Raw genomic sequence first — 16,162 nt, 5'->3', positions numbered from 1 at the left:
CATGAACGACGACCAGCCGCAGGGTAACCCCTGGATCAAGAGCCTCCTGATCTGGGGCGGCATCTTTCTCGCGCTGCTCCTTGTCGTTTCCATGTTCAACACGCGTACCGATCCTGCGGGGGCGATGATCCCGTACTCGGACTTCCGCGCCAGCGTCGTGCAGGACAACGTGCGCGAAGTTCAGGTCGGGCCGGACCGGATCACCGGCACGCTCAAGAACGACCAGCAGTTCAGTACCGTTCCTGTCCCCGGCGACGTTGAACTGACCAAGCTCCTTCAGGAGCATGGTGTTCGCTATGCCGGCAAGGCGCAGGAGGAACCCAACCTGCTGCTCTATATCCTCGCCCAGTCGCTGCCGTTCCTGCTCATTTTGGGCGTCGCCTTCTTTGCGCTGCGGCAGGTCCAGAAGGGTGGTGGCTCTGGCGCTATGGGCTTTGGCAAGTCCAAGGCAAAATTGCTGACAGAGCGTTCCGGCAAGGTGACCTTCGACGATGTCGCTGGCATTGATGAAGCGCGCGAGGAACTGCAGGAGATTGTGGAATTCCTGCGTGATCCCAGCCGCTTCTCCAAGCTTGGCGGGCAAATCCCCAAGGGCGCGTTGCTCGTCGGCTCGCCCGGCACCGGCAAGACCCTGCTGGCCCGCGCCATCGCCGGTGAGGCGGGCGTGCCGTTCTTCACCATCTCAGGCTCCGATTTCGTCGAAATGTTTGTCGGCGTCGGCGCGAGCCGCGTGCGCGACATGTTCGATCAGGCGAAGAAGAACGCGCCTTGCATCGTCTTCATTGACGAAATCGATGCCGTCGGCCGGCACCGCGGCCACGGTCTCGGCAATTCGAACGACGAACGCGAGCAGACCCTGAACCAGCTCCTCGTCGAGATGGACGGCTTCGAGGCGAATGAGGGCATCATCATCATCGCCGCGACGAACCGGCCGGACGTGCTCGACCCTGCGCTCCTCCGTCCGGGCCGTTTCGACCGTCAGGTTGTCGTTCCGATCCCCGATATCGATGGGCGCGAGAAGATTCTCAGCGTGCACATGAAGAAGGTGCCGCTTGCCCCTGACGTGCTCCCGCGTGTCATTGCGCGCGGCACGCCCGGTTTCTCGGGTGCAGACCTTGCCAACCTCGTCAACGAGGCTGCGCTTCTGGCCGCCCGCCGTAACAAGCGGCTGGTTGCGATGCAGGAGTTCGAGGACGCGAAGGACAAGGTCATGATGGGCGCTGAACGCCGCTCGATGGTCATGACCGACGATGAGAAGAAGATGACCGCCTATCACGAGGCCGGGCACGCAATCGTCTCGATCAACGAGGCCGCCTCCGATCCGATCCACAAGGCGACCATCATCCCTCGTGGCCGCGCACTCGGCATGGTGATGCGCCTGCCCGAGCGCGACAGCTATTCCTATCACCGCGACAAGATGCATGCCAATCTCTCGGTGAGCATGGGTGGCCGTGTCGCCGAAGAGATCATCTTTGGGTACGACAAGGTTTCCTCTGGCGCATCGTCTGACATCCAGTATGCCACCAGCCTGGCGCGCAGCATGGTCACCAAATGGGGCATGTCGGACAAGCTGGGGCCACTTCAATACGAAGAAGCCCAGGAAGGCTATCTGGGAATGGGCGGTTCGCAGCGCACCATGATGTCCGATGAGACGAACAAGCTCATCGACAGCGAGATCCGAACACTGGTTGACGGCGCGCATGCGCGGGCGACCGATATCCTCAAGTCGCACGAGGACAAGCTTCATCTGCTGGCACAGGCGCTGCTGGAGTACGAGACCCTGAGCGGCGAGGAAATCCGTGCGCTGATGGAGAACGGCAAGCTTGATCGGCCGGAGGCACCGAGCGGTCCCGCGCGACCGGTGACGTCCGCAGGTGCCACTGTGCCTCGCGCCGGACGGCGCTTCTCGGGATCGGGCGATCCCCATCCCGCCGGGGCATAAGCGGGGAAGCACAGTCACGATGGGTACCGCCAGCGAGGCAATCGTCATCCGCGCTTACGGCGGGCCGGGAGTGATGAAGCTCGAAGGGGTCGAAGTCCCTGCGCCCTTGGCAGGCGAACTCCTTGTGCGCCAGCATGCGGCGTCGGTGAACTTCCACGATATCTACGTTCGCTCGGGCTCCTACCGCACGCTCGACCTGCCCGGTATTCCGGGGCTTGAAGCCGTGGGCACGGTAGAAGCAGTTGGCGAGGGCGTTACGGACTTCGCCGTTGGCGATCGCATCGCGTACATTGCCCGGAACTACGGCGGATACGCCCGCGCCCGTATCATCAGCGCCGCGCTTGCCGTGCCGGTTCCTGCTGGCATCGATGATGGCGTAGCGGCGGCATGGTTCCTCAAGGGTCTCACCGCACAGGCGCTGGTTGAGGAAGTCGAACCTGTTCGTCCGGGCATGGCCGTGCTGGTTCAGGCGGCCGGAGGCGGCGTCGGCCAGCTTGTTGCGCGGATGGCCCGGCTCAAGGGAGGCCGGGTGATCGGTACGGCGGGTTCAGAGCACAAGGCCGCAATCGCGATGGCTGCTGGTTGCGATGAAGTCATTCTCTACCGCCAGGAGGACGTTGCGGCGCGTGTTATGGCGTTCACGGGCGGTGAAGGTGTCGGCGCGGCCTATGATGCAGTCGGCGCGGATACGTTCGAAGGCTCTCTGGCGTCGCTCGCCGTGAAGGGGCATCTTGTTCATTACGGACAGGCGTCAGGCCCCATACCGCCGTTCGACCTGTCGCGGCTCGGCGCAAAGTCGGCGAAAGTCTCGCGTCCGTTCCTCTGGCCCTACATTTCCACGCGTGGAACGCTGCTGTCCGCTTCCGAAAAGCTCTTTGCAGCAATGGCGGCAGGAGCACTGCCGGTCACACTTGGCGGTCGTTTTGAACTACAGGACGCGGCAAAAGCGCACGCTGCGCTGGAGTCGCGGGCTGCTGGCCCGTTCGTTCTCGATTGCTGAGACAACCGCGGGTTTAGCCGGTGCTGGCTTCAGCAGCGATCGATACGAGATAGATGGCCAGTGCCGACATGGCGAAAACCAGCAAGGCGGCTGTGCGAACCAACCCGCCCAACCGGGAAGTGCCGTATGTCCCGCGCAGCTGCTTGTACATGTGGATGGGCGGGACCAGCGCAAGCAGGCCTGCAACCGGGTCGGCACCGAAAGCCCCGGCAATCATGCCAGCCGCAAAGAGCAGCGTCATGAAACTCAGCGAGTAGGTCACGAATACGGTGTGATCATATAAGTGAAAGCGGCGGCTGAAGGGAAACAGCAGCCACAGGAACGGGACCGATATCGGTACCAGCGCCCAGCTGTATTTATAGGCGTGGCTTTGCATCTTGTAGAGCACCAGCTTGGGATTGCTCTGGGTTTCGTCGATCACCTCATCGAGAATCGAAAAGCCGGTCGAGGAAAGCTTCTCGCCGCCCATGCGGCGCATGGCGGCAAGCACGCGCTCCTGCTGCTCGATGTCGGTGTCGAGATCGTCGGTATCGCCGCCTTTGGCCTCCACTTCAGCCCGCTTTGTCCGCGCAGCCTTGAGTGACTTCTCGATTTCGGCCGAGCTCTTCGACACCCCCACATTGATGGCAACATTGCCATCCTTGCCCAGGTTGAGGTCACCGGCGGTCTGCTGGATAACCGCGAACATGATGAAGACGCTGAACAGGAACAGCGCAAGCGGCGAAACATAGCGAGCGCGACGTCCGTCGATGTACTCGCGGGTGAGCTTGCCCGGCCGCGCGATCAACATCGGCAAAGTGTGCCAAATCTTGCCCTCGAAATGGAACACGCCGTGGAGCAGATCGTGAAAGAATGCACCGAGCGTCCGATGCACATGCGCTGTCTGTCCGCAATTATGGCAATGGCTCCCGACCAAGAGTGTGCCGCAGTTCAGACATGCGCTCTCGTGCGTATGTCCGCTGTCCACCTCGCCCCCATTGGGTTCAACTATACGCGCCGCAAGGCCTGCTCCGATGGCATCGCCCAGTACTTGTGCCTCGCTCATGCCGCCGCAGTCCCGCCCCGTTCGTTCCAAATTGCAGTTCATGTTAGCCAATTCGAATTGCGGTGACCATGCCCGGAGGCCGGTCTGGCCGGAATGGACCAGAAATCCTTTGGCGAGTGCAAGGGACGTGCGTGGGTTTACGCTGAATTAACCTTGCGGGTGCAGGGCTTCTTCCGTGTCGGCAATGCGCGGCATCTGGACCGGACGAGCGGTTTCGGCGGCGGAAAGGGAAGCAACCGGAGTGTTGGGCCCACGTGACGAATTGGGGCTGGCCAGCACCGTGACCTTCGGTCGCGCGCGTCCCGGCGTGATACCCGAACGCCGCACGCCTATCCTGCCGCTTCCAGAACCGCCGCCGCCTCCTGCTCCCACATTTCGGGACAGCAACCACCCTCTCGCGAAGCGGTGGACGCAGTTCTGCCATCGCATTGAATATTGGGCGGGTCGGCATGCGCTTGTGCCCGATCTTGCCGAGAACGTCGGCAGCGCTGGATGGTTTCGCGGCCTTGGCCTGCTTGTTGGTTTCACTGTGCTGGCACTGATGTTCTGGCCCCGCTTCGCGCCGCTTGAGGCTGCGCCGTTGACGACACTGGACGAAGCATCACAGGTCGAATTTCGCGCACAATCGCTGCGGTCATTTGCGAAGGGTTCGACACAGGGGCGCCACTTTGCCGCAACCGAGGTGGTCACACGGCTGGCAGCCGCTCCCGAGCGCCCTGAAATCCAGCTTTCCGCCACGATCGGTGAGAACGACAGTCTGCCGCGCATGCTGCAGCGCGCCGGTGTTGGATCTGGCGATGCGGGACAAATCGCGGCCATGGTCGCCAGCGCTGTCCCTCTTGCGGAGATTGCGCCGGGCACTCGCTTCTCCATCACGCTCGGCGCGCGTGGAAATGCTTCGGATCCCCGGCCCCTCATGGCAATTGGTTTTCGCCCACGTTTCGATCTCGCCCTTTCGATCAATCGGCAAGGTGGAGGCCTGGCGCTCTCACGCAAGCCGATCAACGTTGATGTGACGCCGCTACGGGTTCAGGGCCTGGTTGGCACGAGCCTCTACCGTTCTGCTCGCGCTGCAGGGGCGCCGCCAAGCGCCGTGCAGGATTATCTGCGGGCTATCGATCAGGCGATTCCGTTCGAGGAGATCGCGCCTACCGACACATTCGACCTTGTCGTTGCCTACAAGCACACCGCTGATGGCGAGGGCGAGGCCGGCAATCTTCTCTATGCCGGCGTTGTCCGGTCTGGCCAGCCGCGTGCGCAGTTGCTGCGCTGGGGTGCCGACGGCAGCTTTACCTCGCTGGCAGACCTTGCCGGAGGTGGACAGACCGACGGCGGATTGTTCGGCGCTCCGGTCAGCGGACATGTGACTTCGGGCTACGGCATGCGCCGTCATCCCATCCTTGGATATGTTCGCATGCATGCCGGCGTCGATTTCGCGGCCTCCTGGGGTTCGCCGATCTATGCCGTTACCGACGGCCGCGTGGCGTACGCTGGTTGGCACGGGGGCCATGGCAACTACGTGCGACTCGACCATGGCGGCGGCATTGCCACGGGCTATGGCCATATGAGCCGGATTGCCGTCGCGCCGGGAATGGCGGTCCGGCGCGGACAGATCATCGGCTATGTCGGCTCGACCGGCCTCTCCACCGGTGCCCACCTCCATTACGAGGTCTATCGCGGGGGGCAGACAGTGGATCCGTTCTCCGTCCGGATGGTGCAGCGAACTCAAGCAGTTGATCCCAGGCAGGTCGCTGCCTTCAAGGCACGGTTGCAGGCCCTCCTTTCGGTCCGGCCGGGCGCCATCGTCGGCACGCAGCCCTAAGCAGGCGATCTCGCCCGGTTGCCCAAAGGTGCTGCAGCGCCTAGAACGGGGCCATGTCCGCTGGCTATCCCAACATTCGCCTCCGCCGCACCCGCGCCACCGCGTGGAGCCGCGCCCTGCACCGCGAAGTGCTTGTCACCCCTGCCGATCTGATCTGGCCCCTGTTTGTAACCGAAGGCAGGGGCATTGAGGATCCGATCGGTTCCCTGCCCGGCGTGTCGCGTTGGTCAGTCGATCTGGTGGCCGAGCGCGCCCGTGAAGCAGCGGCAGCCGGCATTCCCTGCATTGCCCTGTTCCCGAACACCCAGCCGGAGCGTCGCAGCGAGGATGGTGCCGAAGCGCTCAACCCGGACAACCTGATGTGCCGGGCGATCAAGGCGATCAAGGATGCCTGCGGAGAATCGCTCGGCGTTCTGACCGATGTTGCGCTCGACCCCTACACCAGCCACGGGCAGGACGGCCTGATCGATGACGAGGGCTATGTCCTCAACGACGCGACCGTGGATGTGCTCGTGGGACAAAGCCTTAATCAGGCGGCTGCCGGTGCAGACATCATCGCGCCGTCCGACATGATGGACGGCCGCATCGGCGCGATTCGCGAGGCGCTCGAGGAGGGCGGCCATATCAACGTCCAGATCATAGCGTATGCGGCAAAGTACGCGTCCGCGTTCTATGGCCCGTTCCGCGATGCAGTCGGATCGCGCGGCCTGCTGAAGGGCAACAAGAAGACCTATCAGATGGATCCCGGCAACGCAGAGGAAGCGCTGCGCGAAGTCGAACTCGACCTTGCCGAGGGCGCAGACAGCGTCATGGTCAAGCCCGGCCTGCCCTATCTTGATATCGCCCTGCGCGTGAAAGAGGCCTTTCAGGTGCCGGTCTTTGCCTATCAGGTGAGCGGTGAGTACGCGATGATCGAAGCGGCTGTGGCTGCCGGTGCAGGCGATCGTGACGCGCTGGTTCTGGAAACCCTGCTCGCGTTCAAGCGTGCGGGTTGTTCTGGCGTCCTTACTTATCATGCGCTCCACGCTGCGCGTCTGATGGGTGCCTGAAACCGGAATGATCGAGACAGAGCGGCTTGTTCTGCGCCCTTGGCGCGATGCGGACCGTGAGCCATTCTGGGCAATGGCCTGCGATCCGCGCGTGATGGAGTATCTGCCTCCGCTGACCCGTGCCGAAAGTGACGCGGCGGTGGACCGGATGATCGCCACCGAGCGCGAACACGGTCACGTCTTCTGGGCGTTGGAACGCAAGGTCGAGGGCGATTTCATCGGCTTTTGCGGAATTCTCCCGCCTCGCTCACCCATCTTCGAACATGAGATCGGCTGGCGTCTTGCCCATCATGCCTGGGGACAAGGTCTGGCGCGTGAAGCGGCTGAGGCATCACTGGCTTGGGCTTGGACCAACTTGCCGGTTCCTGCGGTCATGGCGATCACCAATCTCGCCAACACGCGTAGCTGGGGCTTGATGGAGCGCCTCGGGATGATTCGCTATCCTGACGAGGACTTTGAACATCCCGAGCTTGCCGAGGGTGATCCGCTTCGTCCGCATATTCTCTACCGCATCCACCGACCGCTGCCCAAGGCCGATTGAAGGGAGCGCCATGCATCACGACGTCACCATCGCGGCCATTCACGGCAAGGCGCCGCGCATTCATCCAAGCGCCTTCATCGCACCGGGCTGCCGGATCATTGGTGATGTCGAGATCGGGCCGGAGGCCTCGGTCTGGTACAACTGCGTGATCCGCGGCGATGTGAACCGGATCGTGATCGGCGCGCGCAGCAACATTCAAGACGGGACCGTGATCCATTGCGACAGCCCTGATCCGCGTCACCCGCAAGGCTTCCCCACGCTGATCGGAGACGATGTTCTCGTCGGTCACATGGTGATGTTGCATGGCTGCACACTGGAAGACCGGGCGTTTGTCGGACTTGGTTCGGTAGTGATGAACGGTGCGGTGATTGAGGGCGATGGTATGCTGGCGGCAGGCGCACTGCTCACGCCGGGCAAGCGCATCGCCTCACGCCAGCTGTGGGGCGGCCGTCCCGCCGCCTACATGCGCGATCTCACTGATGCTGCGCTTCACGAGATGCAGCTGGGCGTCGCGCACTACGTTGCCAATGCGTGTGCCCATGGCGCCGCGCTGGCCAGCCATGGCGCGACCGAAGGCTGATTTTCCCTCCGCCGAGGCGTTGCGATCATTCGCTGACGCTGATGGGCGGCTTGCGGTCAGGGTTACGCCCGGTGCGCGAAGTGAAGGGATAGAGATTGTGTCCGGCCGCGTTCTCGTGAAAGTGAGAACCCAGCCGGAGGATGGCAAGGCGACCGCCGCGGTTGCCGATCTGCTTGGGCAGGCGCTGGCTGTTCCATCCTCGCAGATTGCCTTGTTGCGCGGCGCAACTTCGCGGGAAAAACTCTTCAGGATTCCACTGGCAGTCTGATCGCAACCAAGGCCATCATTCCAGCCCAAGCTGCTGCGATCCACAGACAGCCAGAGGGCCATTGGCTTTGGAAGAAAGCACCCAGCACGGCACCGATCAGCAGCCCTGCCCATAGCAGACCCCACTGTATCCATCCCGGCTCAGCCCTGCCCGCGATCCTCAGCGCCAATCCTTGCCCGAGGCGGACAAGCGCACCCGTCATATAGGTCAGCCCTACTGTCACTTCGCCGCCGCGCTGGAAGGTGTTGTTGGTCGCACCCATGGCCAGCACAAGGGCGGCCAGCATGAAGGATTCATGGCCCAGGCCGCGCGCTGTTGCACCGATCAGCAAAAGCATCGCGACCATTCCCAGGACGACCGGCTTCCGGCGGCCTCCGGCTTGCAGCGCGACCAGCGCCCCCAGCGTGACGCCGCAGACAAAGCCGGCAATCAGCACTGCAGGGACCAGTGCCGCGCTCGATCCCGTGCTGAGCGCCACGCCCAGCCGTGTCGAATTGCCAGACATGAACGACACGAAATAGCCATTCGCGGAAAGGAAGCCCACCGCATCGACGAAACCCGCGAGGCCGGAAAGGGCGATAGCCAGCCTGCGTCGATCCGGATCATACCTCAGCATCGCAGCAGCTTAGCCGTTTGCTTGATCCTCGCCAATCAAGCCTTGGCCATGCCCCGCGCCATCCGGTCCAGCACGTCCGCCAGAGCATCGGCGATGGCGGTATCGTCGGGTGCGATATCGGCAATAGCACGGCGCATCGCATCGGCCCATTGTCCGGCGAGCTCCCGATTGATTCCGAACGGCGCGTGCATGCTCACCATGCATTTGCCCGGATTGGCCTCCCACCATGTTCGTGGGCCGCCGCTCCAGCCGGCAAGGAAGAGCGGCAGCGATTCGCGCATGGGAGCAAGATCCGGCGCATGCACGGTTCTCAGCGCGGCAAATGCCGGGTCGGTCTCCATCAGATCGTAAAAGCGGTCGGTGATCCGGCGCAGAGCCGCCAAGCCTCCGATGCGATCATAGGGGCTGGCAGCGGGGGGTTCGGTCGTTGTGGCCAAGAATGCTCACTCCAAAGCGACAGTGCGGCAAGCCTGTGCCTGCCAGCCGCCCAGGCAACCCGCCTTGATCAAGATCAAGTGACCAGTGCGCGCAGTGTCTCCAGGTGATCGGCTTCGTTTGCGGGTTTGTCCTGTCGGATGCGATGGATGCGGGGGAATCGCATCGCCAGCCCCGACTTGTGCCGCTTGCTTAGATGGACCGAATCGAACGCCACCTCGAACACCAGGCTGCGATCGGTCTCCCGGACCGGTCCATACTTCGCGACCGTGTGCTGCCGGACGTGGCGATCGAGGAACCGGAGTTCCTCGTCGGTGAAGCCGAAGTAGGCCTTGCCCACAGGCAGCAATTCCGCCCCCGCATCCGGATCGCCATTCCAGCAGCCAAAGGTGAAATCGGAGTAGAACGAGGAGCGTTTCCCCGAACCGCGCTGCGCATACATCAGGACGCAATCGATCAGCAGAGGCTCACGCTTCCACTTGTACCACAGCCCGGCCCGTCGCCCTGCCACATAGGGTGATTGGCGGTGCTTGAGCATGACGCCTTCGATGGCCGCATCGCGGGCACCGGCGCGGATCTCGGCAAGCGCGTCCATGTCCGTTGCGTCAATGGTCTGGGACAAGTCGAAACGCACCGGATCAAGCTGAGGTATGAGCGCTTCCAACCGGGCGCGGCGCTGCGACCAGGGTTGCTCGCGCAGGTCTTCGCCATTCAGGATCAGAAGGTCATAGAGCCGGACAAAGGCTGGCGCTTCCGCAAGCATCGCCTTCGAGACGGACTTGCGACCGAGCCGCTGCTGCAGCGCGTTGAAGCTGGCCGCGCCACCTGCCTCTCCCCCTTGCGCCGAGCCGCGGACGAGCAGTTCGCCATCGAGAACGGCCGGGATGGGCAAGGCGCCTGCGATCTCGGGAAAGCTCGCCGAAATCTCGTCCCCGCCGCGCGAATAGACCCTTGTCTCACCGCCTACATGGACCAGTTGAACCCGGATACCGTCCCATTTCCATTCAGCCACGTATTCCGCAAGGCTGATCGTCTCGTCTTCCAGCGGATGGGCAAGCATGAACGGACGGAAAAGCGGCAGCAAATCGGTGCGCGGCGGTGGTGCTGTTCCAGCGGCCCATGCGAAGAGGTGTGAGTAGGGCGGCTCCTGACCGTGCCAGTACTCTTCGACTGCATCGACCGGCACGGCGAAAGCCTGCGCGAATGCGACTTTGGCCAAGCGGGCGGAGATGCCGATGCGCAGCGCACCGGTGGCAAACTTGATCAGGGCGTAGCGCCCGGGTGTATCAAGCCGGTCCAGCAGGTTCGCCAGAACAAGCGGCGCACTCGCGCGCGTGGTTTGGGAAAGAGCGGCAACCACCTTGCCAAGTGTTGGTGGCGGTTCGAGCGGGATAGGTTCCGGTTCCGGCCACAGCAGGCTTGCGGTTTCGGCAGTATCGCCAACGAAATCACGTGAAAGCGTCCACAAGACTGGATCGATGCGGCTGGCCATCAGACCCCGCACCGTTCCGGCCTTGATCGCGGAAAAATCGACCGCGCCGGTCAGGGCGGCGAGCGCCCAGCCGCGATCCGGATCGGGCGTCTCACGAAGATACTCGGCAATAAGCTCGAGTTTCCCGTTGCGCGAGGGTGTGAGCAGCAGGCTGTCGAGGAGGGTTGCAAACCGCTGCATCAGCGCCAGCTGCTTCCGGAGTCGGGGGACTCAATCATCTTCGTCCTCGTAACCCGTCAAGGCGAGCGCACGGGCGTTGCGCTGCTGCAGTTCGCACCAGCGCAGGAGCGCATCTTCGCGGCCATGCGTGATCCATGTCTCGCCCGGATTCACGTCTGCAATGGTTGAGGTAAGTTCACTCCAATCGGCGTGATCCGAGATCACGAGTGGCAGTTCTACCCCGCGCTGGCGAACGCGCTGACGCACACGCATCCATCCGCTCGCCATGGCGGTTAGCGGATCGGGTAACCGCCGGCTCCAACGGTCGTTAAGCGCCGAAGGAGGACAAATAACAATGGCCCCATTCAGAGCGGCCTTGGGCACGCCTGCAACCGATCGCAGGTCTCCGAGCGGAACTCCCAGAGACTCATACAGGCGGCACATCGCCTCCATGGCGCCGTGGAGATAGATCGGTTCCTGCCACCCGGCTGCTCGCAATTCCGCAATGATCCGCTGCGCCTTCCCGAGCGCATAGGCACCCACCAGCATGCAGCGGTCCGGGTTTGCCTCACGCGCGCCGAGCAGCTTGGCAATTTCGCCACCGATTGGCGGGTGGCGAAAGACCGGCAGGCCGAAGGTGGCCTCGGTGATGAAGAGGTCGCAGGGAGTGACGGCAAACGGCGGGCATGTCGGATCCGGGCTACGCTTGTAGTCCCCCGTTACGATAACTCGTTCGCCCGCATGCTCCAGGAGGATCTGCGCCGAGCCCAGCACATGGCCGGCTGGCAGAAAGGTTGCGGTTACGCCTCCGCCGATCGCAATCGGCTCGTGATAGCGTGCAGCCACAGCCCCATCCGTTACGCCATAGCGAACGGCCATGATGGCAAGGGTCTCGGATGTCGCCACGGTTTGGCCATGGCCGCCCCGCGCATGGTCTGCGTGGCCATGCGTCACGAGCGCGCGCGGTGCGGGGCGTGCCGGATCGATCCAGGCATCTGCCGGAACGATGCGGATGCCACACGGCTCCGCTTTGATCCACGTGAAACAACCAGCCATGGCATCACGAATGCCGTGATTGCGTCAGGGTTGCCAGAGACAAAAAGGGCGGAGACCCGAAGGCTCCGCCCCTTTGTGTCAACGCGTGCCTGCGTCAGGCTTCGTCGGTATTCGGCTCCTCGGCCGTGGCCGAACCGCCCTTGCCTTTGCGCGCCTTCTTCTTGACGAGCTTCGGCGCGGCGGGGGTCAGCTCGAACGAGAGCACCGTCGGCTTGCCCTCCTCTTCCTTGAGGCTGACATGGACTTCGCCGCCATTGGCCAGCTTGCCGAACAGCAGCTCTTCCGCGAGCGGCTTTTTGACCTTCTCCTGGATGACGCGGCCCATCGGACGCGCACCATAGAGCCGGTCATAGCCCTGCTTGGCGAGCCAGGCGCGCGCGTCACTGTCGAACTGGATGTGCACATTCTGCTCCGCCAGCTGCAGTTCAAGCTGGAGGATGAACTTGTCGACCACGCGGCTGACGACTTCCGGCGGCAGATAGGCAAACGGGACAATCGCATCGAGACGGTTGCGGAATTCTGGGGTGAACATCTTCTTCACCGCCTCATCGCCCGCATCCGCCTTGGACACGTCGCCGAAGCCGATCCCCTGCCGTGCCATGTCGCTGGCACCAGCGTTGGTCGTCATGATCAGCACGACATTGCGGAAATCGACCGTCTTGCCGTGGTGATCGGTAAGCCTGCCGTTATCCATAACCTGCAGCAGGATGTTGAACAGGTCCGGATGCGCTTTCTCGATTTCGTCGAGCAACAGGACGCAGTGCGGCTGCTGGTCGATCGCATCGGTGAGCAGTCCGCCCTGATCGAAGCCGACGTAGCCCGGAGGCGCGCCGATCAGGCGGCTGACCGAATGGCGTTCCATGTATTCGGACATGTCGAAGCGCTGCAGCGGGATGCCCATGATCTGGGCAAGGCTGCGCGCCACTTCGGTCTTGCCGACGCCGGTGGGGCCCGAGAACAGGAACGAACCGATCGGCTTGTCCGGATCGCGCAGACCCGCGCGGCTGAGCTTCATCGCCGACGACAGAACTTCGATCGCCTTGTCCTGGCCGAACACCAGCCGCTTGAGGTCTCGGTCGAGATGCTCAAGCACCTTCTTGTCATCGCTCGAGACCGATTTGGGCGGGATGCGTGCCATGGTCGCGATGACCTGTTCGATCTCACGCGCGGTGATCACTTTCTTGCGCTTCGAAGGTGGCACCAGCATCTGCATCGCGCCGACTTCGTCGATCACGTCGATCGCCTTGTCCGGCAGCTTGCGGTCGTTGATGTAGCGCGCCGAAAGCTCGACTGCGGTCTTGATCGCATCGGGCGTATAGCGAACCTTGTGGTGTTCCTCGAACGCACTGCGCAGGCCCTTGAGGATCTTGATCGTGTCCTCGATGGTCGGCTCATTCACGTCGATCTTCTGGAACCGGCGCAGCAATGCGCGGTCCTTCTCGAAGTGATTGCGGAATTCCTTGTAGGTGGTCGAGCCGATGCAGCGGATCGTACCGCCTGAAAGCGCAGGCTTCAGGAGGTTGGAGGCATCCATCGCACCGCCGCTGGTCGCGCCGGCACCGATCACCGTGTGGATTTCGTCGATGAACAGGATCGCATGCGGCATCTTTTCGAGCTCGGAAACGACCTGCTTCAACCGCTCTTCGAAATCGCCGCGATAGCGCGTGCCAGCGAGAAGAGCGCCCATGTCGAGCGAGTAGATCACGGCCTCGCTAAGGACTTCCGGCACATCGCCTTCGACGATCTTGCGCGCGAGGCCTTCCGCGATCGCGGTCTTGCCCACGCCGGGATCGCCCACGTAGAGCGGGTTGTTCTTCGAGCGGCGGCACAGGATCTGGATCGTGCGATCGACCTCGGGGCCGCGGCCGATCAACGGATCAACCTTGCCATTCAGCGCCTTCTCATTGAGATTGACGGTGAACTGATCGAGCGCTGAATCCTTCTTTGCGCCGCTCTTGGCGTCTGCCTTTTCTTCCTGCTGAGGCTGGGCTTCCTCGCTGCCCTTGGGACTGCGGCTTTCGACCTGGCGGCCGCCCTTGCCGATGCCGTGGCTGATGAAGCTCACTGCATCGAGCCGGCTCATGTCCTGCTGCTGAAGGAAGTAGACCGCGTAGGAATCGCGTTCGGAGAACAGCGCCACCAGCACATTGGCCCCGGTGACCGTATCCTTGCCCGACGACTGGACATGCAGGATGGCGCGCTGGATCACGCGCTGGAACCCAGCAGTCGGCTGCGGATCAGCCTTGTCCTGCGTCTTGAGGGATTGATACTCCTGATCGAGGTACTGGCGAACTACTTCACCAAGATCTCCCAGATCGACACCGCAGGCCTGCATGACCTGAGCGGCATCGGGGTCGTCGATCAGTGCGAGCAGGAGATGCTCCAGAGTCGCATACTCATGGCTGCGCTCCGATGCATTGCTGAGCGCAGAATGCAGCGTCTTCTCAAGGCTTTGCGCGAAACTGGGCATGGCACTTCTTTCTCGTCGGCCGTGGGGTGGCCGATTTCTGCTGAATCCCTTGCGGGAGATGAACATGCTTGCGCTTAACCGGGGCTAAACCGAAGCTGCGCAAAAGGGACATCCGGTCGGGCACGAAGCCCGCCTTGATGACAATATGGGTATGCCGCCCGCTTACGTGAAGGGCGGCGCAAGTCATGATCCACTGCCTTGCGATGAAGGCGTGCCAAACAGTGCTTCGGCAGCACGTCGATGCGCTGCCGCCTTGTCACGATGCGCGGTGACACGGGCGATCTCCGCCTCAAGCAGGGCGATCCGTTGGTCGAGCTCGTGATGCGAAAAACTGTCGAGCGACTCCAGCGCCAGCTGGCTGGCCAGATCGCCTTTAGGGCGCGGGCGCTCGTCAAGTTCCATCGCCGTGCACTTTGTGGCTGCTAGAGCCTTGCTGTCAACCGGCTCCGTAGGTACTTGGCGCTGCGAACTGTTTACCAATTGGCGGCGCAATCCAATACCAGACAGCCGCATCGGATCAGGGGGCATGGCATGAAGCCGGTACCAGCGACTATGACAGCCGTGGGCTTTGCCTCTCCAGGCGCGCCCGATGTGTTGCGGCCGGAAACTTTACCAGTCCCGGTTCCGGGTGCAGGGCAGGTCCTCCTTCGGGTTGCTTATGCCGGGGTCAATCGACCCGACGTGATCCAGCGTCAGGGCTTTTATCCGCCCCCGCCAGGCGCTTCGCCGATTCCCGGCCTTGAAGTTTCCGGGCAGATTGTCGCCGTAGGCGCTGGCGTCACGACGCCGTTTGTCGGCCAGATGGTCTGCGCTCTGGTCGCGGGCGGCGGATATGCCGAGTATTGCCTTGCTGAAGCGGCCTTGTGCCTGCCCGTGCCGGAGGGACTGCCGCTTGATCAGGCAGCCGCATTGCCCGAAACGCTGTTTACCGTCTGGCACAACGTTTTCGAACGCGGTTGGGCGACAGAAGGCGAGCGCGTGCTCGTGCATGGCGGCACCAGCGGGATCGGCACCATGGCGATCCTGCTCGGCAAGCTGTTCGGTCTCGAAGTCATCGTGACCTGCGGCGGCCCGGACAAGTGTGCTGCGGCGCTCGCGCTCGGTGCGGCCCATGCCATCGACTACAAAGCCTGCGATTTCGTCGAGGAAGTCTCGCGAATCACCAATGGTGCCGGCGTTCATCTCGTGCTCGACATGGTGGCGGGGGACTATGTTGCCCGCAATCTGAAGTGCCTCGCCGAAGATGGTCGGCATGTGACCATTGCGGTGCAGGGCGGCGTGCGTGCAGAGCTCAACATGGCCGAGGTCATGCGTCGGAGAATCACCCTGACGGGTTCGACCCTTCGGCCACGATCAAATGAATTCAAAGGTTTGTTGGCGGACGAGATTCACACGACGGTTTGGCCTCTTGTCGCGGATGGTTTGCTCAGGCCGGTGATGGACATGGCGTTTCCGTTGCGCGAGGCAGCGGCGGCGCACACGCGGATGGAAGCTGGCGCACACATCGGCAAGATTGTGCTAGCGGCGGATCAATAGGGCGCAAGGCTATCTTCGCAGCCGAATCGATGGGAATAGGCTTGCCGTAAGCAGCCCCGTCGCCTACATCGCGGGCACGATGGCCGCTCCGCAAGGGGCGGCCCTTATTGTTTCCGCTGTCCGGAGGGGCTCCCCTTGAGCAACCAGTCAA

General features: G+C 62.8%; 15 protein-coding genes. 8 read left to right on the top strand and 7 right to left on the bottom strand.

Translation table 11 applies throughout. The features are described 5' to 3' along the window. The first annotated feature begins 1 nt into the window (after position 1). Both ftsH and ACODS2_RS19955 read left to right on the top strand, forming a co-directional pair. Positions 2–1,942: an ATP-dependent zinc metalloprotease FtsH gene (gene ftsH, locus ACODS2_RS19960; RefSeq protein WP_489000344.1), complete on the top strand. Its 1,941-nt coding sequence runs from the start codon at positions 2–4 to the stop codon at positions 1,940–1,942. A 19-nt stretch (positions 1,943–1,961) separates the two neighbouring features. Then, positions 1,962–2,942, top strand: a complete 981-nt coding sequence (locus ACODS2_RS19955; RefSeq protein ID WP_489000343.1) for a quinone oxidoreductase family protein — start codon at positions 1,962–1,964, stop codon at positions 2,940–2,942. 13 nt (positions 2,943–2,955) lie between these two features. On the opposite strand, the gene ACODS2_RS19950 is transcribed toward ACODS2_RS19955, so the two are convergent. After that, positions 2,956–3,987 (bottom strand): DUF3667 domain-containing protein, encoded by a 1,032-nt coding sequence (locus tag ACODS2_RS19950; protein ID WP_489000342.1) that lies wholly within the window; start codon positions 3,985–3,987, stop codon positions 2,956–2,958. Positions 3,988–4,444: 457 nt separating this feature from the next. On the opposite strand from ACODS2_RS19950, the gene ACODS2_RS19945 reads away from it, so the two are divergent. The 5 genes from ACODS2_RS19945 to ACODS2_RS19925 are packed head-to-tail and all read left to right on the top strand — an operon-like array spanning position 4,445 to position 8,247. Next, positions 4,445–5,809 (top strand): peptidoglycan DD-metalloendopeptidase family protein, encoded by a 1,365-nt coding sequence (locus tag ACODS2_RS19945; protein WP_489000341.1) that lies wholly within the window; start codon positions 4,445–4,447, stop codon positions 5,807–5,809. Between the two features lie 53 nt (positions 5,810–5,862). Beyond that, entirely contained in the window at positions 5,863–6,858 is a 996-nt protein-coding gene (hemB, locus tag ACODS2_RS19940; RefSeq protein WP_489000340.1) for a porphobilinogen synthase, read from the top strand. 7 nt (positions 6,859–6,865) lie between these two features. Then, positions 6,866–7,399 (top strand): GNAT family N-acetyltransferase, encoded by a 534-nt coding sequence (locus ACODS2_RS19935; RefSeq protein WP_489000339.1) that lies wholly within the window; start codon positions 6,866–6,868, stop codon positions 7,397–7,399. A gap of 10 nt (positions 7,400–7,409) precedes the next feature. Continuing rightward, positions 7,410–7,979, top strand: a complete 570-nt coding sequence (locus tag ACODS2_RS19930; protein ID WP_489000338.1) for a gamma carbonic anhydrase family protein — start codon at positions 7,410–7,412, stop codon at positions 7,977–7,979. Then, positions 7,960–8,247, top strand: coding sequence for a DUF167 domain-containing protein (locus tag ACODS2_RS19925; protein WP_489000337.1), 288 nt, complete (start codon positions 7,960–7,962; stop codon positions 8,245–8,247). The genes ACODS2_RS19930 and ACODS2_RS19925 overlap by 20 nt, the downstream gene beginning before the upstream one ends. Here ACODS2_RS19925 and ACODS2_RS19920 read toward each other — a convergent pair. From ACODS2_RS19920 to ACODS2_RS19895, 6 genes are all read right to left on the bottom strand, one after another. Next, complete coding sequence (locus ACODS2_RS19920) at positions 8,225–8,863, bottom strand: YoaK family protein (protein ID WP_489000336.1); 639 nt, start codon at positions 8,861–8,863, stop codon at positions 8,225–8,227. The two genes, ACODS2_RS19925 and ACODS2_RS19920, sit on opposite strands and share 23 nt — an antisense overlap. 35 nt (positions 8,864–8,898) lie before the next feature. After that, a complete protein-coding gene (locus tag ACODS2_RS19915; RefSeq protein WP_489000335.1) occupies positions 8,899–9,300 on the bottom strand; it encodes a group II truncated hemoglobin in 402 nt (133 codons plus the stop codon). A gap of 74 nt (positions 9,301–9,374) precedes the next feature. Then, positions 9,375–10,970: a cisplatin damage response ATP-dependent DNA ligase gene (locus ACODS2_RS19910; protein WP_489000334.1), complete on the bottom strand. Its 1,596-nt coding sequence runs from the start codon at positions 10,968–10,970 to the stop codon at positions 9,375–9,377. Between the two features lie 30 nt (positions 10,971–11,000). After that, complete coding sequence (locus ACODS2_RS19905; protein WP_489000333.1) at positions 11,001–12,005, bottom strand: ligase-associated DNA damage response exonuclease; 1,005 nt, start codon at positions 12,003–12,005, stop codon at positions 11,001–11,003. A 94-nt stretch (positions 12,006–12,099) separates the two neighbouring features. After that, a complete protein-coding gene (clpA, locus tag ACODS2_RS19900) occupies positions 12,100–14,475 on the bottom strand; it encodes an ATP-dependent Clp protease ATP-binding subunit ClpA (protein ID WP_421836530.1) in 2,376 nt (791 codons plus the stop codon). Positions 14,476–14,658: 183 nt separating this feature from the next. Beyond that, the gene (locus ACODS2_RS19895) at positions 14,659–14,877 is read right to left on the bottom strand and encodes a DUF1192 family protein (protein WP_489000332.1); all 219 of its coding nucleotides are present in this window, start codon (positions 14,875–14,877) and stop codon (positions 14,659–14,661) included. A gap of 129 nt (positions 14,878–15,006) precedes the next feature. Between ACODS2_RS19895 and ACODS2_RS19890 the strand changes: the two genes are divergently transcribed. Continuing rightward, entirely contained in the window at positions 15,007–16,011 is a 1,005-nt protein-coding gene (locus ACODS2_RS19890; protein WP_489000331.1) for an NAD(P)H-quinone oxidoreductase, read from the top strand. Positions 16,012–16,162: the final 151 nt, after the last annotated feature.

Source organism: Novosphingobium sp. FG137 (genome assembly GCF_057809735.1).
This window is presented reverse-complemented; position numbering and strand designations above follow the sequence as displayed.